Below are 23,860 nucleotides of genomic sequence, written 5' to 3'. Positions count from 1 at the left end.
GGTTCAGCCCTCGATGGATGGCAGGAGATCGTGTGCCGCGTGATCGAAGATGCCGGAGAGCACCATGCGCTGCGCGGCTTCCAGATCGGGTGCGAGGTAGCGGTCGTCCGAATGGAAGGGCACCTCGGCGCGCAGTTGCGCATGCACCTTTTCCAGCGGCACCGAGGTCTTCATCGCGCGATGGAAGTCGATGCCCTGCGCGGCGGCGAGCAACTCGATGCCGACGATGTGCGCGGTGTTCTTCGCCATGTCGGTCAGGCGCCGGCCGGCGAAGGTGGCCATCGAGACGTGGTCTTCCTGGTTCGCCGAGGTGGGCAGGCTGTCGACGCTGGCCGGGTGAGCAAGCGACTTGTTCTCCGATGCCAATGCCGCGGCGGTGACGTGCGCGATCATGAAGCCCGAGTGCAGGCCGGGGTTCGGGATCAGGAAGGCCGGCAGGCCGGAGAGCGAGGCGTCGATCAGCAGCGCGATGCGGCGTTCGGACAGCGCGCCGATCTCGGCGATCGCGAGCGCAAGCGTGTCTGCCGCAAAGGCCACCGGCTCCGCATGGAAGTTGCCGCCCGAGAGCACCGACCAGTGGCCTTCGTGCTCGAAGAGCAGCGGGTTGTCGGAGACCGCATTGGCTTCGATCGTCAGCGTGGTGACCGCGCCGCGCAGCAGGTCCAGACATGCGCCCATCACCTGCGGCTGGCAGCGCAGCGAGTAGGGGTCCTGCACGCGGTCGTCGTTGGTCAGATGCGACTGACGGATCTCGGAACCGGCGAGCAGTTCGCGGTAGCGCGCGGCGACGGCGATCTGCCCCGGCTGGCCGCGCACTTCGTGGATGCGGGCGTCGAAGGGCGCGTCGGAGCCGCGCGCGGCGTCCACCGACATCGCGCCGGCTGCAATCGCTGCGGCGAACACACGCTCGGCGAGGAACAGGCCTTGCAGGGTCAGCGCGGTCGAGGCCTGCGTGCCGTTGATCAGCGCCAGACCTTCCTTCGCCGCGAGCTGGATCGGCGTGATGCCGGCTTCGCCCAGCGCGTCGGCCGCGTTGCGTTCGACGCCGTCCACCCGCACGCGGCCTTCGCCCATCAGCGCCAGCGTCATGTGCGACAGCGGCGCGAGGTCACCCGAAGCGCCGACCGAACCCTTGCTCGGGATGCAGGGCAGGATGCCGGCGTTGTAGGCCTCGAGCATCGTTTCCAGCACCAGCGGGCGGATGCCCGAGAAGCCGCGCGCGAGGCTCGCGATCTTCATCGCGAGGATCAGGCGTACGACGTCGTCGTCCATCAGCGGGCCGACGCCCACCGAATGCGAGCGGATCAGGTTGGTCTGCAGCGCTTCGAGCTGGTCTTCCGCGATGTGCGTGTTGGCGAGCTTGCCGAAGCCGGTATTGATGCCGTAGGCGGGCTTGCCGGCTTCCACGATGGTGCGGACCGCGGCGGCCGAGGCGTGCACCGGGCCCCAGGCGGCGGGGTCCAGCGCGAGGCGGGCGCTGCCGTCCCACACCGCGCGCAGTTGCGGCATCGTGATCTGGCCGGGGACGAGGGTGATGGTCTTGGTCATGTCGAAATCCAGTGTGGGATGCAGGTCAGCCCAGCATCGGCAGGTTCAGGCCGCGCTCGCGGGCGCAGTCGCGGGCGATGTCGTAGCCGGCGTCGGCATGGCGCATCACGCCGGTGCCCGGGTCGTTCCAGAGCACGCGTTCGAGGCGGCGCGCGGCGGCCTCGGTACCGTCGGCGACGATCACCACGCCCGAGTGCTGCGAGTAGCCCATGCCGACGCCGCCGCCGTGGTGCAGCGACACCCAGGTCGCGCCGCCGGCGGTGTTGAGCAGCGCGTTGAGCAGCGGCCAGTCGGAGACGGCGTCGCTGCCGTCGCGCATCGCTTCGGTCTCGCGGTTCGGGCTGGCGACCGAGCCGGTGTCGAGGTGGTCGCGGCCGATCACGATCGGCGCCTTCAGCTCACCGCGGGCGACCATCTCGTTGAAGGCGAGCCCGGCGATGTGCCGTTCGCCCAGACCCAGCCAGCAGATGCGCGCAGGCAGGCCCTGGAAGGCGATGCGCTCGCCGGCCATATCCAGCCAGCGATGCACATGGTGATTGTCCGGGAACAGCTCTTTGATCTTGGCGTCGGTCTTGCGGATGTCTTCCGGGTCGCCCGACAGCGCCACCCAGCGGAACGGCCCCTTGCCTTCGCAGAACAGCGGGCGGATGTAGGCCGGCACGAAGCCGGGGAAGTCGAAGGCGTTCGTGACGCCCTCGTCCTTGGCGACCTGGCGGATGTTGTTGCCGTAGTCGACGACCGGCACGCCCATCGCCTGGAAGTCCAGCATCGCCTGCACATGCACCGCGCAGCTCTTCGCGGCGGCGCGGCGCAGGGCCTCGTGCATGCCGGGGTCGCGCTGTGCGGCGAGCCACTGTTCGAGGCTCCAGCCGATCGGCAGGTAGCCGTTGATCAGGTCGTGCGCCGAGGTCTGGTCGGTGACGAGATCCGGCCGAATTTGTCCACTGCGCCCGCGCCGCACCAGCTCCGGCAGCACCTCGGCGGCGTTGCCCAGCAGGCCGATCGACACCGCCTCGCAGCGTGAGGTGTGCTGCGCGATGAGTTCGAGCGCGTGGTCGAGATCGCGCGCCTGCACATCGAGGTAGCGGGTGCGCAGGCGGAAGTCGATGCGCGACTGCTGGCACTCGATCATCAGCGAGGTTGCGCCGGCGAAGCTCGCTGCCAGCGGCTGCGCGCCGCCCATGCCGCCCAGCCCGGCGGAGAGGATCCAGCGGCCGCGCCAGGGGTTGGCGTTGCCATCCGTTCCGTAGTGCTGGCGCCCGGCCTCGGCGAAGGTCTCGTAGGTGCCCTGCACGATGCCTTGCGTGCCGATGTAGATCCAGCTGCCGGCCGTCATCTGGCCGTACATCATCAGGCCCTTGCGGTCGAGCTCGTGGAAGTGCTCCCAGGTTGCCCACTTGGGCACCAGGTTGGAGTTGGCCAGCAGCACGCGCGGCGCATCGGCGTGGGTGCGGAACACGCCCACCGGCTTGCCCGACTGCACCAGCAGCGTCTCGTCGTCGGCGAGCGTTTGCAGCGATTTGAGGATCGTGTCGAAACAGGTCCAGTCGCGCGCGGCACGGCCGATGCCGCCATACACCACCAGCGCCTCCGGGTTCTCGGCGACCTCCGGGTCGAGGTTGTTCTGGATCATCCGGAACGCCGCCTCGGTGAGCCAGCTGCGGCAGCTGCGTTCGGTGCCGCGCGGCGCGCGCACGACGCGGCCGGGGGCCAGACGGGGATCCTGTTCGGGGTGGGCGATGGGCATGAGGTACTCCGCGACTGCAAAAGTTGTCTATACATTTGTAGCGCAGGAAGGTGCTTTGCGCAAGAGTTGTCTATACAATTAAAGCGCGCCACCGACGAACCGATCCGGGCCCGGACGGCGGCGCTCCCTCCGGAATCCGATCGATGACGACACCGCGTACCCCGCCCCGCTACCAGCAGATCAAGGACGAGCTGCTTGCCCGCATCCGCGCCGGCGAATGGCAGGTGGGCGAGGCGATCCCGCCCGAGGAAGGGCTGGCGCGCGACTTCGGCGTGGCACGGATGACGGTGAACCGCGCGTTGCGCGAGCTGACCGATGCCGGCGTGCTGACCCGTACCCGCGGCGCCGGCACCTTCGTTGCGCCACCACGGGTCGATGCGCCGCTGCTGGAGATCCGCAACATTGCTGAGGACATTGCCGCGCGCGGCCACACGCATACCGCAGCGCTGGTGAGCCTCGCGCGCGGCCAGGCCGACGGCGCCTTGGCCGATGCATTTGCTTTACCAGTCGGCGCGCCGTTGTTTCACTCGGTGCTGGTGCATCGCGAAGACGGCCGCCCGATCCAGGTGGAGGATCGCTGGGTCAATGCGGCGCTGGCGCCGGACTACCTGCGCCTGGATTTCTCCGCTGAAACGCCGAATGCCTATCTCTCGCGCGTTGCGCCGCTTGCCAGTGCGCGCCTCACGGTTGAAGCGCGGCCGGCGCCGCGCGATATCGCGACGATGCTGGGTATCGATACGCGCGCTGCCTGCCTGGTCTTGCACCGCGTGACCCGCGGGGCGGATGGCGTTGCTTCGGTTGCGACGCTCTGGCACCCGGGCGAGCACTATCGGTTGCATGCAGTGATTGATGTGGAGCAGGGGGAGCGGCGGCGCTGAATCAACAGCAGGCGCGCACGCCGCGCGGGGTAGAGGTCGGCGAACCCGTTCAGGCGGGACGGCCAGTCCGCGCGGCTCAGTGACGCGTCCACAAGGGTGATCTAGCGGACTGGGCCAGCGTCGGCGCCTGACCCGTGGGCGTGCGTATCAAGCATCTGGATAGGCGATGCTAGACTCGCCCCCTGCGAACCGGGCTCGCGCGATTCCGCCTCATTTCACCGCCTGTGTGCCCGCCCTCCGCAATGCAGGACTTCTTCCCCGCCGCGTTCCTCAACTCGATCCCGCTTGCGCTGCGCGAGCTTCCCCAGCAAGTCCGCGCCCAAACCGGCATCGCGCTACGTGTGCAGGAGATCGACGAAGCGTTCGCGCAACGCCACCCCTCATTCGCCAACGCCGCAGCGGTGCTCGACATTGATCACGTGCAGCAAGCGATCACGATCCGCGTTGCGCACGCGGCGCTGAGCCCGCGCGTCATCGCGCACGAACTGATTCACCTGAAGCGAAACGTTCTTGAATCGGTGCCGAAGTTCTTCCCGGTGGCCTCGGCAAGTGCCGCCGAGATCCAGTCGATCTACTTGCTCGAGAACGCGCTCGAACATTTGTTCGTCGTGCCGGAGGAGATCGCCGCCTACCCGGAAGCGGAGGCCCTTTGGGCGCGCGACTACGCGGCCTGGGTCGAAAGTTCAAAGCACAACGGATTTGCGCTGTGCCTGCATTGGTTCTTCCTGCGACTCGTGCTGCCGGATCAAAAGGCCGTTGCCGAGGCCTGCGCAGCCCACCTCAATGCAATGCAGGATCCGTACCTGATCCGCGTCGCCGAATACCTCAGGCGTACCCTTCAGGATCAGCGGCCCGACAAACTCGCGATGCAGCAGACGCTGCTCAAGGCGATCGACCCCGCGCTCCGGACTCACATCGCAATCGGGCGCTTTGCCGTCCGCGATGGCAGGCTCATCACCGAACGATTGATCGAAGGCGCGTGGGACCCGGCGTAGCGGGCGCGAAACGTTCGATCCGGTCACTCGGTGTCGGTGCATCACAAAGGCGGCTGCCGCGCGATCCCGCGACGATGTTGGGCATCGCTACGCGCGCGGCGTGCCTGGTCGTGCATTGCATGACCCACCTGGCGGTCGACGCCGCTCCGGTGGCCACGCTCTGGCAGCCGGGTGAGCACGACAGGCGGCATGCGTGCACGCCACGAGCGTCGGTCAGATAACGCGTTGTGACGAACGCTGTAGCGACCAAGCGATTTCAATGGGTGCAATAATCGTGGGCGATTGCGCGGCTTGCCTCAATCGCCGGATCACTATCGGAGCGCCAAACGTGAGTGCCTGGAGCTGTCCCCACGACGTCGACAACATCTGCCAACGTGTGCAGGGTGCCGTCTGCGACCCTGGCATGCGGGGGTGCGTGCTGGAAGGGCGGGTGCGCTTTGCGCGTGAGCAGATGAATCTGCCGCGCAAGCCGGTTCGCGCCGATGCGTCATCCCAATCCGACGAGGCAGCGACACACCCGCCGAGGCGCCGCCTGCCTTTCTGACTTCTTGCCAGTGTTGCGGCGACTTCTCGTCGCCACCCGGGCGCATCGAGCGGTTCAGGCGCGAGCCGGTGCTTGTATTCGGCCTGAAAGGCCAGCCAGTCGCCAACGACTGCCGATGGCCAGCGCGTATCGCAACCACGGCAGCGATCGGTGCCCGGCCGGCCTTCGGGCCTGGCGGGCGCGTCTAGAGGTCGAGCCGATCGATCTGCCATTGGATGCCGTCAAAGTCCGGCATCTCGCGACCGTCGTCCACGCCAATCTCGCGTTGGATCTGCTGTTCGAGTTTCTCCCGCATCGTTTCGAGCACGCCAGCGTGTTTTGCGCGGTCGAGTGCCAGGTTGTGCATCTCGTGAGGGTCGGTGTGCAGGTCAAACAGCTCGACATCGTTGCGAGCGAACAGCTCGTCGAGATTCGCCGGGCGATGCCGCTCCACCGGCGCGAAATATCGGGTGAGCTTGTAGCGGCCATCAAATGCCGCACGCAGGCTGCCCCGCTTGCGCAGGTTGGGCCGGTAGCCGGCGGCGGCCATGGCGCCCTTCGGGTCTTGGCCCGCTGCGCGGGCCTCGGACACGATGCGTGTGACCTCGCTGTCGTTGGTGGCGATGCCGCTGTAGGTGAAGAGCACCGCATCGCGCACCGCATGCACCGCAGCGCTTGCTGGCTTGGCAAGCGCCGGCGAGAAGTCGCGGCCCGGTAGCTGCCGCCCAGCGAGCTCACTTGCGTGGGTGGCATCGATACCGGCCAGCGAGAGCAGCGTTGGCACGATGTCGATGTGGCCGGTCAGCGCCTTGCAGGTCTGTCCGCCGCGCACGTCGGGGTGCGCCACATACATCGGCAGGTGAATCGCCTCCTGATAGGCGAAGGGACCTTTGCCACGCAGTCCATGGGCGCCGCCCATTTCGCCGTGATCCGAGGTGAAGACGATGATGGTGTCGTCGCTGAGCCCTAGCGCATCGAGTTCGTCGAGCATGCGCTTGAGTTGCGCGTCGACCGAGCGGATCGAGTTCAGGTAGAAATCCGAGAAGCGCTGCCAGCGTTCGGCCTCGGGCGGAATCGTGCCCAGGGTGTAGCCCCAGGCGCGGTGGAACTCGCGGTGCGCGCCGGGGCGGCCGGGGGCGTCGAGCGGCTGATGCAGCGATGCGGGCAGCGGCGCGTTCCAGCGCGTGCGATAGGCGGGGTGCTCCGGGGCGCGCGCTGCATGCATCAGCAGATGCCCGGTGTCCTGCACCTGCTCGCCCGGGGCGTCGGTGTTGAAGTACATGATGTCGTGCGGATTCACCAGGCTCACGAACAGCGCCCACGGCTTGCCCTCTTGCTGCAGCGCCTGACCTTTCTCGCGCATCCAAGATACCGCGCTGCCGGCGATCATGTGGTCATGGTGGTAGCCGCCCAGTGTGTGTACCAGCACATCGCCCGGCCACACGAAATCCGAGAAGCCGTAGGCGTCCATCTCCTTGGTGAACAGCCGGTCGGGCGATTCGGTGTCGAACGCAGCATTCAGATGCCACTTTCCCTTGTAGGCGGTGTAATAGCCCGCCTTGCGCAGCATGTGGCCGACCGTCGGCAGCTTGGTCGAGAGCGCTGCGACGTAGGGCATGTCCGCGTTCTCGAACATCCGGTTGTCGGCGGTCTGCAGGCCTGTCATCAGCACCGCGCGCGAGCTGGTGCACATCACCGCGGGGCAGTAGTGCTGGTCGAAGCGCACCCCGCGCTTGGCGAGCTGCTCGTGGCCGGGCAGCGTGTAGCCCTTGGGCCATTGCGTGATGTGGCGCTCCTGGTCGGTAAACACGAACAGGATGTTCGGTGCCTTGCCTGCGCGGCGTTGCGGCTTAGGCGTGTGGCCGGGCTGGGCTGCTGCCGCGGCTGGCTCCGCTCCGCCGAGAAGCGGTGTCGTTACGGCGGCTGCGCCGGCAAGCGAGAGAAACTCGCGGCGTGTGAGGCCCGCGTGCGGGCTGGGCGGAACGCGATCGTGCGACATACCGGTCTCCTCATGGGGTGCGCAGCAGGGCGGCGCGTAGTGGGAGCAATGCCGGCGGTTCGATCGCCGCCGGTCATCAAGCGCAGCGAGTCTGCCGCATCGATCAAAGTGACACAAGTGTCACTTGTGGCGAGGGCGACGTGACCGGGACGATGTGGCGTCGGCGTTCTTTCGGACGTGGGCGAGCAGCGACGAGGCGGGAATCTCGATCGGGGCGAGTTCGCGCGTCGCAAAACGTTGCGCCGCTGCGCGTGGCACGCCGAGCGCCTGAAGAACGGCCTGAGCGAACTGTTCCGGGTAGTCCCTGGGGGTGTCGTCGGCTTGCACCGACGCAAATGCTGCGACCACCGGACCGAGCACGAGATCGAGGATGAGCGTAGCGGGCAGCGGGGTAAAACGGCCGGCGGCGATGCCGGCGTCGATGTCGCGCATGATGTTCTGCGTGGCCTGGCCGCCCTGGCGGATTGCGGCGACGCCGCCACGAATCACGAACCCGGCGAACAGCGGGTAAGTTCGCGCCAGTTGCAGCGCATAGCGCAGACCGGCCGCAAGCCGCGCAGCCGGGTCGCGGTGGCGCAGCACCAGCGGGTCGATCACGCGGACGATCTCGTTGCTGACCGCCTCGGCGACGCCCGCCCACAGGGCTTCATGGGTGCGGAAGTAGTTGTAGAAGGTGCCGCGCGCTACGCCTGCCGCGGTGATTACCTCATCGATCACGCCGGGTTCCAGGCCACGCTGCGCGATGACGGCCAGCGCGCAGGCAATCAGCTTTGCGCGCGTTCGCTCGCGCCGCTCTGCTGCGACGCGTGGCCGGTGGTCTTCGGTCGGGGCGGGTTGGGTCGGGCTGGGCGAAACCATGCCGCCGAGTTTAGCGCGGTGCGCTCAGGTATTTGCCGGCGCGGCCGGGCGTGAGGCCGTCAGCGCAGACAGCGCGACCCGTTGCCGCCCTTCGGTATCAAAGTTGTCCGGCGCGAGCCATTGCTCGAACAGTGCTTTCAGCGCCGGCCACTCACTGTCGATGACCGAAAACCAGGTGGTGTCGCGGTTGCGACCTCGGTCGATTCGCGCCTGGCGGAAGCAGCCTTCATAGGAGAAGCCCAGTCGCAGCGCCGCGCGGCGCGACGGGGCGTTGAGCGAATTGCACTTCCATTCGTAGCGTCGGTAACCGAGCGCGAAGGCCTGCTGCATCATCAGGAACATCGCTTCGGTCGCGGCGGGTTTGCCTTGCAGCAGTGGCGAGAAGTGCAGGTGACCCACCTCGATAGAACCCGCCGCCGGGTCGATGCGCAGGTAGCTGCATACCCCGACCGCGCGCCTGGTTGCGGCATCCACGATCGCGTAGAAGCACGGGTCCTGCCCCGCCGCCATGTCGGCCAGCCAGGCGCGATACTCATCGATGGATGTGAAGGGGCCGTAGGGCAGGTAGGTCCAGCTGCGGCCATCGGTGTCCAGCGCGTCAGCCGCGAACAGGTCGTCGGCGTGGCGTGCGGGGTCAAGCGGTTCGACGCGGCAGAAACGCCCTGACAGTACAACGCCACCTGGGCGGAGAGGTGGCGACCAGTTCGGTACTTCGGCGCCAAGCGGCTGGCCGAAAGTGTTTGTCGTGGTGGGCATTGGGCGTGTTGGCTATCGTGGGACTCCGCACTCTACGCCGCCGTGGTGCCGTACGGCGATTGAATCGTGCGCGTCAGATCAGCCCGAGTTCGCGCAGCAGACGGGTGTTCTCGCGCGCGAAGGCCGTATCGGGCAGGCCCAGTTCATAGATGGTGCCGCTCTTGGTTTTTACGCGGCGCGTTTCCGCATCGATGTCGATAACCGAGCTGGTCTTGCCCGCTGCGGTATGTACGAAGGCTCCGATGATGCCGGTGGCGTTGGACTGCCCGGGTGCATGTTCCAGCCACCAGCCGTTAAGACGTTGCTTCGGTGGCGTGCTGCGGAGCGACTTGAGGGGCAGCGTAGCGCCCCAGGGGGAGTTCGAGCGCGAGTTCATGGGCGTGGATGCGAAGCTGGGTAGCGTACTGGCCGTTCGTTGGAACGTGACCGATCGCCTGCAGGGCAGGCACACGCTAGGGTAGTGCGCAGCGCGCGGCTGGGCGTGCGCAGTTTTCCACGCCGCCGAGGCGGCGAGTGTCAAACTTCGTCACGCAGCGGGGCGGGGAATGCGTCGCGGAAGGTGAATGCGAACTCGGTGGGGCCGTGCGCGCGAAGGTGGGCGAGGCGCGCCGCGGCTTCCTGCAGGCTGGGCTGATGTCCGGTGGGCACCCACCACAACACGGCGTAGGCATCGGCCACGCGCGCGAACCATTCGCGGCGTCGGCGCAGGATGTCGGCATGCGCGGAGCGGAAGGCGAACGCATGCAGCGCGGCGAGGTCTTGCCACACGGACATGTTGACGATCACGTCGTCCGCGAACGGCCGGATCGCCGTGGCATCCCCGGTTTCGTCCTGCAGGCGCCAGACGAAGCCGGGCGATTGCTCGGCCAGCTGATTGATCCGGTCAAGGTTGGCGACGAAATCCGCCAGGCGCGGTGAATCGAGTGGCTCAAGCAACTGAGCGATGTTGAGCTGTGCGAGCTGGGATGTCGGCATGGCGCTTCCTGAATGGTCGGATGTCTGCAGGTGCAGCGCGCTGCTCAGCTCGGAGGATAGGGTGAGAACTGGTCCGCAACGACCCACCAGCGACCTGCCTCCCGCACCAGGAAGAACAGATCCCGACCGCCCGTGTTGATGGTCTGCCCGTTCATGTCGAAAGACATGTCGTAGTAGTAGCTCACTACCGCCGCTTCGCCGAAGACCTCGACCACCGGTTCCGTAACGTCGAAGCGGTGAATGTGCGTCGCTTCACGAAAGCCTTTCCAGCCGGCGATGCAGCGTTCGGCGCCGAGGCGTCGCTCGCGATCGACCGGCGTGATGGCGACCATGCGGGGGTGAAAGTATTCCGAGAATGCGTCCGGATCACCGAAAGTCCACGCGGCGTTGAGTGCGACGACGGTCTCCCACACTTGCTGCTGGGCGGGTTCGGGAAACGTGTGCTTCATGAGGCCTCCGCGCGAGACGAGGAAAACGAGCCAGCCAAACCGGTGATGCCTGCCTGATGTGGTGGCCTCTGGATATTCTACAAGGGGGGCGCGCCCGTACATTCGCGCAGTGCGTGTCGTATTCTGTGCGCCCCAGAAACCGAGACGCCCGATATGCAGATTTGGGTTGATGCCGACGCCTGCCCGCGCGTGATACGCGAGATCCTGTTCAGAGCGGCGACACGCACCGCGATTCCGGTGACCTTGATCGCGAACCAGATGATCGCGGTACCGCCGTCGCCGTATATCCGCTCGGTCCAAGTGCCCAAGGGCTTCGACGTGGCGGATGACGAGATCGCGTTGCGCGTGTCGCCCGGCGATCTCGTGATCACCGCAGACATCCCGCTTGCCTCGCAGGTGATCGAGCGGGGCGGCCTGGTGCTGGATCCGCGCGGCGAACGATTGACGAAGGAGAACATCCGCGAGCGCCTGTCGATGCGCGACTTCATGCAAGGCTTGCGCGATTCGGGCGTGGAAACCGGTGGGCCTTCAGGCTTCTCGGCGGCGGATTCGCGGGCGTTCGGTGCGGCGCTGGATCGTTTGCTCGCGCAGCGGCCACGTCAGACTTGAACGCTGGCTAACGTATCGACCTGTTGGAGCAGGGACGCAATCGGTGCGTCCGACCACAGTTGCACTTCGATGTACTTCTCGAAGGGTTTCAGGTGGTAGTCAGCGTGGCCTGCATCCGGCTCGTCGGCCGGCAATCCGTATTGCGCCACGACTTCCGCCAGCGCTTCGAGCCGGAACACCTGGCCGTGGTAGGGGCGTGCCACGTGTGGCAGCCCGAATTGCGGCCCGAAGCCCATCGCGGTGAAGCTGTCCGGATAGGTGAAGCTGAGTTGATCGGCCGGCAACGTGTTGAGCGCGAGCGTGATGGCGCGGGTATCTGCCGCGAGTCTGCGAAACCACTCGCTGGATCCGAGCACGAAGTAGTGCGGTGACTGCCGTTCGGGGCGCCCGCCGGCGGCGACAAACAACTCGCGCATCCGCGCCTCGGTGAGCCGACGTAGCTGCATGTACCGCCGTCCGAAGAAGCGCTGGTAGCCCGCATCGGCGCTGCGTCGCGCGTTGAGTTCATCCAATACCTGCTGCAGCGCATCGTCCGCCAGGTCCGACAGGTTCAGGAAGGGGCGGCGATCCGCGAGGTGGTAGTGCGTGATGTGTGTTGGTGTCATGTGGCGGTGGCTCTTTTCGGCGGCCGTTCAGTCAGCTGACGTAGCCGGTGCGTAGCGCGTACGCCCATTCGGGCCGGCCATTGGCTTCGGCGAGCCGCGCCATCGGTTCAAAGTCGTAGGGCACGGCGTGCAGCGACAGATGCCATGCGCCGTCCCGTAGTGTGGCAATGGCATAGCGGGCATCGGGCGAGCCGGTCTCGATCTTGTGGGGGTGTGGGTATTCGCCGCGAAACGCCTGCAACCCGACGCTGCCAGGGTTGAGCAGCCACTGCCGGCCGATCCGGAGAATGCGCGGCATGTGCGAATGCCCGCAGGCGACCAGGGGTGAGCGCTGCGCGCCAAGTCGTGCGTGGATCTCTTCGGCGGTGGCGATGCGCGCGCCAGCGGGCGTGAGCGTCTCGAAGAAGTATTCCAGGTTGCTCGCTGGTGTGCCGTGGCAGACGAACACCTCTGGCTGCAGTTGCAGGCTGCCGGGCTGGCTGCGCATCCACGCGAACTCGGTGTCGCCGAGTCGGGCGTATGCGTGGGCGTCGGACGCGCCTTGGTGCGCCGGCGCCTCGGTCAGCAATTGGCGCTCGTGGTTGCCGGCGAGCGTGGGCCAGCCGGCGGCGATCAGATAGTGCGCGGTTTCGCGCGGCAGCAAGGGGCCGGACAGGCTGTCCCCAAGATTCACGGTCATGTCTGCGCCGCGCCGATGGATGTCGGCGACGACCGCTTCCAACGCGGGCAGGTTGCCGTGGATGTCTGACACAAACGCGATACGCATGGCGCCCCTGATCTGCCGTTCACCCGGCAATGCGGTGGGTAAGTTCGCAAGGGTAGCGGGGGTGGGCCGCAGGTGAAAGTGGCGGGCGCGGGTCTGCGCCGTGTCAAAAGTCCGCGATTCGTTCGTCATCGCTGCCGACAGCGCCGTCGCCCTGAGACTAGACTACGGGCCAGACAGGCTACGCGGTGCCTCGATGTGCTGCGGGTCCTGTGCGTGGTAGCTCGTCCGCCGCGCCCGCGTCGCCAGTCGGCGTGGCCTCAAACGCCTGCGCAAATGAACCTCGCCTCCGGATCAAAGCACCGAAGGCGACTCGGATTACGTCCGGATCTCGCCCCGCCGCGGTGCCTCACACGCGCCGCGTGAACGGCCGGCCCGGCACCGCCATTTGCGAACAGGAGAAACCATGCGTTTGAGAGTGTTGCGTTCGGCCAGCCTGCTGGCGCTGTTGTTGCTCGCTGCATGTGGTGGCGGCGGAGATGGCACCGGAACCGTTACCCCGCCGATTGCGGGCGATACGATCACCGTGACGCAGGAGAAGCTGGCCACCCCGGTCGACGGCGCATCGAACTACCTGCTCTATCTGCCCAAGGGCTATGGCGATGACGCCTCGGCGAAATGGCCGCTGATCATCTATCTGCACGGCTCGCAGCCGTTTTCTGGCCTCGTGCTCAGCAGCCTGAGTCAGCAGGGCATCATGGGTTACATGAAGGACAACCACAAAGGTTTGCCCGCGATCGTCGTGCAACCCCAGCAGGATGTGAACACCCACGGGCACAAGGTGGATTGGCACGATCCGGCCTTCATCGACAGGGTGATCCGCGACGTGGAGCAGCGCTTCGCGGTGGACAAGACCCGCGTCAGTATCACCGGCGGCAGTCTGGGCGGTTTCGGTTCATGGAGCATGGTGCTCGCTTACCCCAAGCGCTTTGCGGCAGTGATGCCCGTGGTGGGGGGGCTGTCGAACGATACGGACTCCTACGATCGTCACTTGCCGATCACGACCGAAGCGGACTGGGGCGGCAGCTTTGCACGCATCGTTGCAACGCCAATGCGCGTTTATGCAGGTGTTCCTGACGCGAACGTGCCGATCGCCTGGGCGCGCAATCCGGTCGCGATCCTGCGCGCAGCGGGCGGCACGCCCGACTATCACGAGACCAACAAGGGGCACGGCGAAACGCAGTGGGAAGCGCTGCAAGCGGAGCCGATTGGCTGGATGATCGCGCAATCGCGCCCGGACGCCAGCGAGGAGACGACGCCGATCAATGCGGCGGACTACGTGGGCACCTATCGTGCTGCGAACAACCTGACGGTGACGATGAGCATGGCCGGTGACCGACTGATGCTTGGCTTTTCCGACGGTCGTCTGCCAATGAGCTTTCTGCCGATCGGCGATGACCGCTTCATGGCGGAGTGGATGATGCGCGCGAAGCGGGACAGCGCCGGCACGGTGAAGTGTTTTGTCACGCCGATGCTGATGTTGGCGGATCTGGTGCGCGACGGCGCGACCGAAAGCTGTAACTGATCGAAGTGAGGGCTAGTGCTGATGTACGGTAAGACCATTCAAGCGCGCCGCTGGGCGGCGTTAACCGGCGCGTGCTGCGTATTGCTTGCAGGCTGCGGTGGGGGCGGGGCAAGCGCTGCTGCGCCGACGCCGCCGCCAGCGGAAGCGAGCTACTTCCCGTCGGCGACGCCTCAGCTTCGTCTGAGCCAGGGCGGCCATCAGGTGATGCTGACGCTGGTGCGGGACGACATGCTGCATGTTGCCTACAGCGCACAGATTGAGCCGGGCACGCCCTTCATGTCTCCGATGGTGGTGCCGCGCAATTTCAGCGGGCCGGCCAGCTATACCTGGGACCCGGACGCCAAGCGCCTGGTGACCGACGCCCTGTTGGTTGAACTCGATCAGGGCTGCTGGCGGATCTCCGCCCGCCAGCCAGAGGCGCGCGTGCTGACGCGCCTTTGCGTGCAGGACTGGCAGGCGGATCGGCTTCGCTTGGCGCTCTCTGGCGAGGGGGCGACGGAAGTGCTGGGCCTCGGCGAGCGGCTTGTCAGCGGCAGCAAGTCGCCATCGTGGCTGGGCGCGCAACGGGTGCCGGCGAGCAAGTACGGCAACGCGATGACCTATTCCGACATCTCGGCCTCGGGCGATATGCAGGTGCCGGTGGCCTATGTGCTGGGCGAGGGGCAACGGAACTGGGGCTTGTTCGTCGACTCGGCCTACCCGCTGAGCTTTGATTTCCGCGCAGCGACCTGGACCGTCGATAGTCCGTCGCCATCACTCGGGCTCTTTCTGTTTACGGGCGCTGATCTGCCCGATTTGCGACGCGACTACTTGTCCCTTACCGGCACACCGCCGGTGCCGCCATTGAAGGCCTTCGGCCTCTGGATATCGGAGTACGGCTACGACAACTGGGCGGAGCTGGACGACAAGCTCGCAACGCTGCACGGCAAGGGTTTTCCGGTCGATGGCGCCGTGCTGGACCTACAGTGGTTTGGCGGTATCAACAGTGGCTCGCAAAGCACCTCAATGGGCAAGCTCAGCTGGGCGACAGGCAAGTTCCCGGATCCCGCTGCGAAACTTGCCGCCTATGCGGCGAATGGCGTCGGCACGATGTTGATCGAGGAGAGCTATATCGGCGGGGCGCTGCCCGAATTCCGGGCGCTGGCGGATCAACGCTATCTCGCGATGGATTGCGCGCCCCCCTGCAAGGACGCCACGGTCTATTCCAGCAATCCATGGTGGGGCATCGGCGGCATGATCGACTGGTCCAATCCGGGGGCCGGCAGTTGGTGGCACGACGCCAAGCGTGTCGCGCTGATCAACGATGGCGTGCTGGGCCACTGGACCGATCTGGGCGAGCCGGAGATGTTCAGCCCATCGTCGCAGTACTTCGGCATCGACTGGTATGGCGCGCACCCGACACGCCATGCCGATGTGCATAACCTGCTCAATTTCTTCTGGAGCCGCAGCATTGCGAGCGACACGGCACGCACCCATCCGCAGCGCCGGCCGTGGATTCTCAGCCGCTCCGGAGCGGCCGGCAGCCAACGTTTCGGTGTGGCGACCTGGTCGGGCGATGTGCAGTCTTCGTTCGCTGCACTTGGCGCACAGATGACGGCGCAGGCCAACATGAGCCTCTCGGGCTTCGACTACTACGGCTCCGACGTTGGCGGTTTCGATCGCGCCGGCATGAGCGGCGCGCCGCTCTCGAAGCTCTACACGCGCTGGTTCGCCACCAGTGCGCTGCTCGACGTGCCGCTGCGGCCGCATGTGCAGAACCTCTGCAACTGCACCGAGACCGCGCCGGACCGCATCGGCGACGCTGCCAGCAACCTCGCGGCGTTGAAGCTGCGTTACCGGCTGGTGCCCTACCTCTACAGCCTGGCGCACGCGGCCCACGATCAGGGTGATGCAATGTTCCCGCCGCTCGCGTACTACTTCCAGCAGGACAAGCAGGCGCGCAGCGTTGTCACCACCAAGATGATCGGGCCCTGGGTGCTGTTCGGCACGCCCAGCGGCACCGACGCAACGATGGGGGTGTACCTGCCCGCGGGCGCTTGGACCGACTTCTATGCACCCGCGCGGCGTGTTGCGTCGCAAGGGGCTTTCAGCCAGGAGAGTCTGCTCGTCGCCGATCAGTTGCGTGCGCCGATCTTCCTGCGCGAAGGGGCGATCGTGCCGATGCTGCGCGATGCGCCGGGCCATCTGGGCGATCCGCGTGATCGTGCGATGCACTGGTTCGACGACATGCTGGTGCGCATCGTGCCGGCGGCGACTGAGAGTCACTTCACGCTGGTTGAGGACGATGGTGTTACCCGCGGCTACGAGGCGGGCCAGTCTGCGCGCACCACCATGACGACGCAGCGCAATGCGGCCGGCGAAGTGCGCTTCACGCTGCGCCCCGATAACCGGAGCGGTGCCACGGCCAAGCGCAAGCTGGCGCTGGAGTTCCTGCTCGGTGGCAACAGCGTGCGCGAAGTGCGCGTTGGCGGGGCGGAGGTGCCGCAGATGGATGCCGCGGGCGCGTCGGTGGGCTGGTTTGTCAGCGAGGGCGGTATCACACTGCGCCTGGGCGAGCGCAGCGTCGACGAGGCAATCGACGTGGCGCTACTGCCCTGATGGCGTCACAGCGCTGACGGAGGGCGCACCGAAGTGACCCTGCCCGGCGCAGGTTTTGATACCGGCGCCGGGCGCACTTGCCGGCAGTGCGTGCGGCGCGGAATCTTCCGCCGTCGGCCGCAAATCTGGCTCGCGCCGCGGGCGCCGCTAGCTGACAATGCCCACGGGCCGGAAACGCCCGAATCAATCAGACTTCAGAGGAAACATGGCCAGCGAATTTCATAAGCCTTCTGCCGCATTCGTCGGCGCATCGTGGATCGCGTTGTTCCTTGGCGTCGGCGCCTATTGCGCTGGCCTGTGGAATGCGCAGATGCAGCTCAACGAGAAGGGCTATTACTTCACGCTCATTCTCTACGGCCTGTTTGCCGCCGTGTCGCTGCAGAAGAGCGTGCGCGACAAGCTCGAAGGCATCCCGGTTACCGGCATCTACTTCGGCCTGGCGTGGGTCTCGGTGGCGGTCTCGATCCTGCTGCTCTGCGTGGGCCTGTGGAATGCCACGCTGGCGCCGAGCGAGAAGGGCTTCTACGCGATGGCCTTTGCGCTGAGCCTGTTTGCGGCGGTGGCGGTGCAGAAGAACACCCGCGACAGCCGCCACGACTATACGCAGAAGGAAGAAAACCTCTGAGCGCCGCGCGGCTACATCTGCCGGAACAGGTGGGCGTAGCTGCGCGATACCGTCAGGGTCTCCGGCCGGCCGGCGAGCTTGAGTAGTACCCGGCCATTGCCGTCTGGCCGCGCGCTTTGTACATGGCGCAGGTTCACGATGAGTCCGCGGTGGATCTGCTGGAAGTCGGCCGGATCGAGTTGATCCAGCAGTTCCTTGAGCGGCGTGCGGATCAGCGATTCGCCTTCCTGCGTGAACACCGCGACGTACTTGTCGGTGGCAGCGAAGTAGATCACGTCTTTCACGGCGAGCATTTTCACCGTGTCGCCCACTGCGGCGCGCACCCAGTTGAGCCGGGCCGCGGGGGCCGGGCTTACGCCGCGTTGCAGCGCCGCGATCAGGCTTGCGAGATCGGGTGCTGTGGTCGGTTGTTCAAGGCGCTTGCGCAGTTTGGTAATGCAGTGCTCCAGCCGTTGCGTGGTGAAGGGCTTCAGCAGGTAGTCCACCGCTTCGCGCTCGAAGGCCTCTACCGCGAAACTGTCGTACGCGGTAACGAATACCAGCAAAGGCGCAACGCCTTCGTTCAGCAGGGTCTCCGCGACCGACATGCCCGATTGACCCGGCATGCGGATATCGAGAAACGCGATGTCCGGGCGCTGTGCGCGGCAGGCCGCCAGCGCTGCGTCACCATCGTCCGCTTCGGCGACGATCTGCAGTGCGGGCCATAGTTGCCGCAAGGCATCGACAAGGTCGGCGCGTAGCAAGGGTTCGTCGTCGGCGACGACAGCGCGAATGGTCGAGTTCATGCGTGTACTCCAGCACGATCGGCGGGGATCTCAATGCTTGCGCACACGCCGCCTCCCGGCGCGCTCTCAACCGACAGGCGCGCATCGTCGCCAAAACACGAAGCCAGCCGCGCCTGCACATTTTCCAGACCGAGTCCGGTGCCTTGCGTGTTCGAAGCGCCGAGCCCGACGCCGTTGTCGGTCACTGCGAGCCGCACGCGCCCGTCGCGCAACTCGGCCAGCAACGCAATGTGGGCAGGCCCGGCCTTCTGTTCGATACCGTGGGCGATGGCGTTTTCCACCAGCGGCTGCAGCAACAGTGGTGGCAATTGCAGTTCGCGCAAGGCGGGCGCCACGCGCGTCTCGACGGTGAGCCGGCCGCCCATACGGATACGTTGGATGTCGAGGTAGGCGCTCAGCAATTCGAACTCCGCCGCGAGCGTGGTGTGCGGCGTGCGCGATGCCTGCAGCGTGGCGCGCAGCCACTCGATCAGGCGATCGAGCAGGGTGCGAGCGAGCTCGGGGTCGCGCCCGATCAGGCTGCGCAGGTTGGCCAGGGTGTTGAACAGGAAGTGCGGTTCGATCTGCGCCTGCAGCGCGGCCAATTGTGCGCTGGCGGCGGCACGCTCGGCTTCGGTGCGCGCGGCATCGGCCTGCGCCGCGCGGGCGGCGAGTTCGGCGGATCGGCGCTCGGCCACCTCTCGCCACCAGAAGAAGGCGAAGCAGAGCGCAAATGCGACGGCCGAGAAACCAAAGGTGAGCCGCCACGCATAGGGCGACTGGGTCAGCGCGGCGGTGGCCGGATGCCCGCGCAGCGCGGTGGCGAGCATCATGCCGCCGACCACCCCGAGTGCGCCGCCCGCGATGCCCCAGGCGAACTTGAGTGCGGGGTAGCGGATGTAGCGGATCGGGATCGATGACAGGTAGCACAGCCCGCCAATGCACTGGCTATAGACCAGTGCTTCGCCAAATCCGCTGCCGGATACGGTGGTCCACAGCGCCGCGAACACCGTGTTGAAGACAAGCAACAACGGCAGTTCCTGCAGATAGTGGCGCGGCGGTACCGGGGTGCGAGTGCAAGGTTTCATGCCGAGATGATGCCCTGCGGCCGCGCGGATCGGCCAGTGCGCAAGGATGAATCGACGCCAGCGCGGCGCAAAACGCGTGAGGCGGGCGCGAACGGCGGCCCTCGTTGGGCGCAGGCGTTCGCGTCAGGCCGGTGGGCCGCGGTCCGCCGCGCGTACCCCAACGATGCCCATCATGGCGCGCACCACCATGTAGGCGCTCCAGCTCGCGAAGCGCCGATACCATGGCGCCCGCTGGTGTTCGGCCAGTAGCAGTTCGATCGCGCCGTCCTGCATTGCTTGGTCGAGGCTTGCGCGTAGTTCGCCGGCGAAGCCGACGTCACGGACCACTACATTCGCCTCGCGCGCGAGCATCAGGCTGAAGGGGTCGATGTTGGATGAACCCACCGTCGCCCAGTGCCCGTCGCATACCGCCACCTTTGCGTGAAGGAAGCTCTTGCGGTATTCGAAGATGCGCACGCCGCCGGCCAGCAGGTGCGGATAGAGGGCCCGCGTGGCGTAGTGCAACAACACGTACTCCACGCGACCTTGCAACAGCAGCACCACGTTGCAACCGCGCCGCGCAGCTTCGATCAGGGCCTGGCGGAAGCGCCGGCCGGGCAAGAAGTAGGCGTTCGCAATCACGATCTCGCGCCGCGCCTGAGCGATCGCATCGAGGTAGGCGTTCTCGATGTCGCGCCGGTTGCGCAGGTTGTTGCGCACTACGAAGGCGGCGCGTACCGCGCCAACCGGCAAGGGGGAGGCCGCCAGTTCGCTTTGCCAGGCTGGGCGCTCGCGCAAACCGGCCCAACTCACCAGCCACCACACTCGGTGCACCGAGGTGTGGATCGGGCCCAGCAGCGGGCCTTCCACCTTCACCGCATAGTCGAAGCGCGGTGGTGTCTGGCCGGGCGTATCCATGTCGTCGATGATGTTGATGCCGCCAACGAAGGCAACCCGTGCGTCGATGACTGCCAGCTTGCGGTGCAACCGCCGCAGGCGGTGGCGGCGAAAGCGCAGGGCGCGTAGTTCCTGCCGGTAGATCAGCACTTCGACGCCGGCCTCTCGGAGCCGTGGCGCAGTGTGATCGACAAAATCGCGGCCTCCGAAGCCATCCACCAGCACCCGTACCGCGCAGCCGCGCGCTGCCGCCCGGCTGAGCGCCGCGGTGACCGCCTCACCCGTCGCATCGCTGGCGTAAATGTAGGTCTCCAGGTGCACCTCGATGCGCGCGGCGTCGATTGCAGCGATCAGCGCGGGGAAGTACTCCGCACCGCATTCGAGCAGCGTCAGGGCGTTACCGGGGAGCAGCGGCGCAGGCATGTCAGCCGGTGTAGACCAGCTCCGCGGTGAGCGGCGCATGGTCCGATACGTTCGCCCAGCCATGGCCGCGCAACACTTCGGCCTGGGTCGGGCGCAGGTGGCGTACGTAGATCCGATCGAGCGTGAGCAAAGGTAGCTTGCTCGGGAAGCTGCGCGCCGGCCGCCCCGTGAGTTCGGTAAACACCTCCTGCATACCGAGCTGGCGCGCGAGCCACTCGTTCGCCTTGCTGTGCCAATCGTTGAAGTCACCGGCAATGATCACCGGCGCATCCGGCGGAATCTCCTCATGCACCCGCTCGATCAGGCTAGAGAGCTGGCGCCGACGTTGCGCATCGGTCAGCGACACATGCACACAGATCGCGTGCAGCGGCACACCGTTGTCCATGCCCAGCACACAATGCAGCAGGCCGCGTCGCTCGAAGCGGGTCAGCGACACATCCTGGTTATCCGCGGTCAAGATCGGTAGCTTCGAAATCAGCGCATTGCCGTGATGCCCCTGCCGATACACCGCGTTTCCGCCATACGCCGTTTGCTGCCAGTTGCCCTGCGCGAGGAACTCGTGCTGCGGCATCGCGGGCCAGTCGTCGTGCTGCGCCTGATGCCCCAGATGCAGCCCCTGCACCTCCTGCAAGAACACCACATCCGAATTCAACCCCCGCAGCCGCTCGCGCAGGTCATGAATCACCATGCGGCGGTTGAACTGCGAGAAACCCTTGTGGATGTTGTACGAGCAGATCCGGAGGCGCGTCATTGCGGCGAGCGATAAAGGGAGTCGCCTCAGTGTGCCGCAAAGTCGCGATGGCGCACAGAGTGTGGGGGCATGGTTCGGCCGACGATCGCCGCGAGCGAAGCGCGGGCGGCCGCAGCAATGACTTTGCGGGCGTTCCAGTCTTGATTGCCGTGAATGTGGCGGCTACATCGGCTCCGGCTCTCGCCCGGTTGTTGCGGTGTGCCGCACCAGCGAGGTTTGTGGGCCGCGGAACTTGCGAGCGCTCCGGGGTAATCCAGTGGACGGGCGCTCTCACCAGTCCTGCGAGGCCAGAGTGAGGGCTATTGGGCCTTACGCGTCCGCAGTGAGCTCAGCGTCAACTCAAATCGCTTCATGCTCTGCTCGAACGCGGGGGGATTGACCTTGAGATCGTCGGGAGCGGTCTCGCGGTCGAAGCTGCGCATGTTGAGCGACACGAAGGGCAGCACCCGCGAGTGGTCCCAGCCCCGCGCACCGACGTAGAGGCTGTAGCCGGGCGTACCCTCAAGGGTGTAGATGCCGCCCAGCACCGCCGGCCGCGCCCCGACGTTCGTGCCCTTGGGGCCAATGGCCTGGATCTTGCGGCCATAGCCGTTGCCGAGCAGCCCTGCGACCGTTGAACGCGCGGTTGCTTCGAGCAAGGGCTCGGTTGGGTTGAAGTTGCGCTCGCCCTCCACCGCGGTGGCAAGGGTGTAGATCACCCCCGGGCTGTCGGTAAAGCGGTACGACACCTCAGCCTGAAAATGCCCCTGACCATCGTCGCGGATGAAGCCGTGCGGAATGCACAGCCCCGGCTTGTTGGGCACTTGGTAGAGCGGTCGGTATTCGAAGCGCGACAGCAGATCCTTGAAAGCCACCACGCGCTGATCAAACGGCGCTTCGCCCTCTCCTCCCGTGGACATGAACTGGAAGGCATAGCCCCCGCGCAGGACGAAGGCGTAGAGCGTGGGGCCGGCAATGTAGCCGGTGCTGTTGGGCAGACCCCAGTCGGTGGGGTGCCAGTCGTGGTCGAATTCCCGCTTGCTGGCAGCCAATGCCTCCGCATTATTCAGCGCGTCTTGCATCGCCTTCTTGTAGTCAGCCGTTCTCACTGCATCTGCCTTGGTCTCGGGTGCTTCTAACTGCTCTGTGAAGTCTTTGGCGGAAAGCCTTTCTATCCGAATATTCTCGTCAATGCGATGTAACGCAATGTGCTTGTCGTCATCCACTGATTCCTGCATTTCCAAGATCGTCTTGCGAGATGCTTCTGCTGCCACCACCACATTGACGTTCGCCACCCGGATGACGTCTTCCCCGCGCAGGATGCGAGAGAAGCCCAAGATTTCTTCGTTGGTGCGCACGCGCTTAGGCAGGCCCCATTCGAATTTGGGCTGTGCAGGCACTTCGAACACCAAGCGCCCTAAGCATTCCGAGCGCACGCCCGGTGCTACGCTGTAGCCTGGGTGATAGGCCGCCGCAAGGTCTTGTTCGGTGGGGGCCGGGGCGGGCCGCGGCGACTGCGCACCGCTAGGCTGGCAGGCGCAGAGCATGAGGGTCAGTGCGGCCTGCGCCGTGCGGCCTCGAAGGAGGAAGGTCATGCGGCGGTTTCCTTCGGCGAAGTGCTTTCGCGCAGTGCAATTGCGGCGTCAGGGCGCGCGGCTTCGTTGCGCGCGTTGGTTGCAATGTGGGTGTTGGAGAACAGATTATCCTCGCCGCGCGTCCACTCGGTCGGCAAGGCAACAATGAATCCCTGCACGCCTCGCGGGGCTGCCGCGGGGGCCTTGCTGCTGGCTGTATCCGACGCCGGCGCCCAGGAGTGGTTCACGTCTTTGTAGTCTGCTTCTCGCCAGAACAGAGGACCGAATGGCATTCGAAAGAGCTGGCGCCCTCTCTGGTGGAGCATCCCGGGCGTCTGATCGGAGTTATGACCCCGATGTCAGGCGATTCAAAATGGCGATCTTCTGTGCTGGCGCTCCTTCGGTAAGCGTGCGCCAAAGTGCCAAATACTCTGCCTTGGTTGCAGGATTCTCGCGGCTGAAGCCATGTTTGTTAAGAAGCGTCCGCGCGGCGGAGCCTACTGCTGTTTCATCTGTCTCTGAGAGTACGGCACCCTCGAGCATCATTTCGATGTGCCGCGACTCGGCCATTTGAGCTGCATATGCGAAGTACGCAGGCAAGCTTGAGTTCGGCACGGATCGTCTGGATTCAACGAACTTCTTCTCATAGTCCTCTTGGCCGGTGAGCTTCCAAAGCCAGTAATAGAGAGCGTATGCAGCGCGGAATTCACTTCTTGGTTGGTCGTGCTCAATCAATAACAACACTTCGAGAGCTGCTGCTGGCGAAAGACGAGCCAATGGTTCGTAAGCGCCTACGAATTGGGGCGCTTCGGATTTCAGTAACGAGATGGCTTGCTCGCGTTCAACTGCGGTCAAGCCGTCGAGATTCGACAGCGTATAACCATCCAGCTTCTCGTGGCCGGTTGCGCTGTACTCTTTTAAGAATCGATCAAATGCAATAGACATGGCAGGT

At 65.8% G+C, this 23,860-nt stretch carries 24 protein-coding genes; 7 read left to right on the top strand and 17 right to left on the bottom strand.

Translation table 11 applies throughout. The features are described 5' to 3' along the window. Positions 1 to 3: 3 nt before the first annotated feature. On the bottom strand, positions 4 to 1,548 hold the full coding sequence (hutH, locus tag JY500_RS17920; RefSeq protein ID WP_206254035.1) for a histidine ammonia-lyase: 1,545 nt from the start codon (positions 1,546 to 1,548) through the stop codon (positions 4 to 6). Between the two features lie 25 nt (positions 1,549 to 1,573). Next, complete coding sequence (gene hutU, locus JY500_RS17915) at positions 1,574 to 3,295, bottom strand: urocanate hydratase (RefSeq protein WP_206254034.1); 1,722 nt, start codon at positions 3,293 to 3,295, stop codon at positions 1,574 to 1,576. Between the two features lie 143 nt (positions 3,296 to 3,438). Between hutU and hutC the strand changes: the two genes are divergently transcribed. From hutC to JY500_RS17900, 3 genes are all read left to right on the top strand, one after another. Continuing rightward, positions 3,439 to 4,173, top strand: a complete 735-nt coding sequence (hutC, locus tag JY500_RS17910; protein WP_206254033.1) for a histidine utilization transcriptional repressor HutC — start codon at positions 3,439 to 3,441, stop codon at positions 4,171 to 4,173. A 242-nt stretch (positions 4,174 to 4,415) separates the two neighbouring features. Then, complete coding sequence (locus tag JY500_RS17905) at positions 4,416 to 5,168, top strand: hypothetical protein (protein WP_206254032.1); 753 nt, start codon at positions 4,416 to 4,418, stop codon at positions 5,166 to 5,168. Between the two features lie 328 nt (positions 5,169 to 5,496). Further along, complete coding sequence (locus JY500_RS17900; RefSeq protein WP_206254031.1) at positions 5,497 to 5,712, top strand: hypothetical protein; 216 nt, start codon at positions 5,497 to 5,499, stop codon at positions 5,710 to 5,712. A gap of 184 nt (positions 5,713 to 5,896) precedes the next feature. Here the strand turns inward: JY500_RS17900 and JY500_RS17895 are convergent, their stop codons facing one another. The 6 genes from JY500_RS17895 to JY500_RS17870 form a co-directional block, all read right to left on the bottom strand. Beyond that, a complete protein-coding gene (locus tag JY500_RS17895) occupies positions 5,897 to 7,690 on the bottom strand; it encodes a sulfatase family protein (protein ID WP_206254030.1) in 1,794 nt (597 codons plus the stop codon). A gap of 120 nt (positions 7,691 to 7,810) precedes the next feature. Next, positions 7,811 to 8,548, bottom strand: a complete 738-nt coding sequence (locus JY500_RS17890) for a TetR/AcrR family transcriptional regulator (protein WP_206254029.1) — start codon at positions 8,546 to 8,548, stop codon at positions 7,811 to 7,813. Positions 8,549 to 8,572: 24 nt separating this feature from the next. Next, positions 8,573 to 9,304, bottom strand: a complete 732-nt coding sequence (locus tag JY500_RS17885; RefSeq protein ID WP_206254028.1) for a GNAT family N-acetyltransferase — start codon at positions 9,302 to 9,304, stop codon at positions 8,573 to 8,575. A gap of 73 nt (positions 9,305 to 9,377) precedes the next feature. Next, on the bottom strand, positions 9,378 to 9,680 hold the full coding sequence (locus JY500_RS17880; RefSeq protein WP_172203219.1) for a hypothetical protein: 303 nt from the start codon (positions 9,678 to 9,680) through the stop codon (positions 9,378 to 9,380). A 140-nt stretch (positions 9,681 to 9,820) separates the two neighbouring features. Continuing rightward, positions 9,821 to 10,279: a DUF3291 domain-containing protein gene (locus tag JY500_RS17875; protein WP_206254027.1), complete on the bottom strand. Its 459-nt coding sequence runs from the start codon at positions 10,277 to 10,279 to the stop codon at positions 9,821 to 9,823. A 44-nt stretch (positions 10,280 to 10,323) separates the two neighbouring features. Then, positions 10,324 to 10,728: a YybH family protein gene (locus JY500_RS17870; RefSeq protein WP_206254026.1), complete on the bottom strand. Its 405-nt coding sequence runs from the start codon at positions 10,726 to 10,728 to the stop codon at positions 10,324 to 10,326. A 153-nt stretch (positions 10,729 to 10,881) separates the two neighbouring features. Between JY500_RS17870 and JY500_RS17865 the strand changes: the two genes are divergently transcribed. Next, complete coding sequence (locus JY500_RS17865; RefSeq protein ID WP_206254025.1) at positions 10,882 to 11,337, top strand: YaiI/YqxD family protein; 456 nt, start codon at positions 10,882 to 10,884, stop codon at positions 11,335 to 11,337. Here the strand turns inward: JY500_RS17865 and JY500_RS17860 are convergent. Both JY500_RS17860 and JY500_RS17855 read right to left on the bottom strand, forming a co-directional pair. Further along, positions 11,328 to 11,942: a hypothetical protein gene (locus tag JY500_RS17860; RefSeq protein WP_206254024.1), complete on the bottom strand. Its 615-nt coding sequence runs from the start codon at positions 11,940 to 11,942 to the stop codon at positions 11,328 to 11,330. The two genes, JY500_RS17865 and JY500_RS17860, sit on opposite strands and share 10 nt — an antisense overlap. 31 nt (positions 11,943 to 11,973) lie before the next feature. After that, entirely contained in the window at positions 11,974 to 12,837 is an 864-nt protein-coding gene (locus JY500_RS17855) for a metallophosphoesterase family protein (RefSeq protein WP_246479675.1), read from the bottom strand. Between the two features lie 274 nt (positions 12,838 to 13,111). On the opposite strand from JY500_RS17855, the gene JY500_RS17850 reads away from it, so the two are divergent. From JY500_RS17850 to yiaA, 3 genes are all read left to right on the top strand, one after another. Further along, positions 13,112 to 14,230 carry an alpha/beta hydrolase-fold protein gene (locus JY500_RS17850; RefSeq protein WP_206254023.1) on the top strand — a complete coding sequence of 373 codons (1,119 nt, stop codon included), beginning with the start codon at positions 13,112 to 13,114 and terminating at the stop codon, positions 14,228 to 14,230. Positions 14,231 to 14,251: 21 nt separating this feature from the next. Next, positions 14,252 to 16,828 carry a TIM-barrel domain-containing protein gene (locus JY500_RS17845; protein WP_206254022.1) on the top strand — a complete coding sequence of 859 codons (2,577 nt, stop codon included), beginning with the start codon at positions 14,252 to 14,254 and terminating at the stop codon, positions 16,826 to 16,828. Positions 16,829 to 17,033: 205 nt separating this feature from the next. Beyond that, positions 17,034 to 17,453: an inner membrane protein YiaA gene (gene yiaA, locus JY500_RS17840; protein WP_172203211.1), complete on the top strand. Its 420-nt coding sequence runs from the start codon at positions 17,034 to 17,036 to the stop codon at positions 17,451 to 17,453. A gap of 11 nt (positions 17,454 to 17,464) precedes the next feature. On the opposite strand, the gene JY500_RS17835 is transcribed toward yiaA, so the two are convergent. The 7 genes from JY500_RS17835 to JY500_RS17805 form a co-directional block, all read right to left on the bottom strand. Next, positions 17,465 to 18,238, bottom strand: coding sequence for a LytR/AlgR family response regulator transcription factor (locus JY500_RS17835; RefSeq protein WP_206254021.1), 774 nt, complete (start codon positions 18,236 to 18,238; stop codon positions 17,465 to 17,467). Then, on the bottom strand, positions 18,235 to 19,305 hold the full coding sequence (locus tag JY500_RS17830; RefSeq protein ID WP_172203209.1) for a sensor histidine kinase: 1,071 nt from the start codon (positions 19,303 to 19,305) through the stop codon (positions 18,235 to 18,237). The genes JY500_RS17835 and JY500_RS17830 overlap by 4 nt, the downstream gene beginning before the upstream one ends. Before the next feature lie 123 nt (positions 19,306 to 19,428). After that, the gene (clsB, locus tag JY500_RS17825; protein WP_206254020.1) at positions 19,429 to 20,604 is read right to left on the bottom strand and encodes a cardiolipin synthase ClsB; all 1,176 of its coding nucleotides are present in this window, start codon (positions 20,602 to 20,604) and stop codon (positions 19,429 to 19,431) included. 1 nt (position 20,605) lies between these two features. Continuing rightward, the gene (locus JY500_RS17820; protein ID WP_206254019.1) at positions 20,606 to 21,355 is read right to left on the bottom strand and encodes an endonuclease/exonuclease/phosphatase family protein; all 750 of its coding nucleotides are present in this window, start codon (positions 21,353 to 21,355) and stop codon (positions 20,606 to 20,608) included. Positions 21,356 to 21,654: 299 nt separating this feature from the next. Then, complete coding sequence (locus JY500_RS17815) at positions 21,655 to 22,929, bottom strand: T6SS immunity protein Tli4 family protein (RefSeq protein ID WP_206254018.1); 1,275 nt, start codon at positions 22,927 to 22,929, stop codon at positions 21,655 to 21,657. Continuing rightward, positions 22,926 to 23,156, bottom strand: a complete 231-nt coding sequence (locus JY500_RS17810; RefSeq protein WP_206254017.1) for a hypothetical protein — start codon at positions 23,154 to 23,156, stop codon at positions 22,926 to 22,928. Before JY500_RS17810 ends, JY500_RS17815 begins: the two co-directional genes overlap by 4 nt. Before the next feature lie 97 nt (positions 23,157 to 23,253). Further along, on the bottom strand, positions 23,254 to 23,853 hold the full coding sequence (locus JY500_RS17805; protein WP_206254016.1) for a hypothetical protein: 600 nt from the start codon (positions 23,851 to 23,853) through the stop codon (positions 23,254 to 23,256). Between the last annotated feature and the right edge of the window lie 7 nt (positions 23,854 to 23,860).

Source organism: Niveibacterium microcysteis, assembly GCF_017161445.1.
GTDB lineage: Bacteria > Pseudomonadota > Gammaproteobacteria > Burkholderiales > Rhodocyclaceae > Niveibacterium > Niveibacterium microcysteis.
This window is presented reverse-complemented; position numbering and strand designations above follow the sequence as displayed.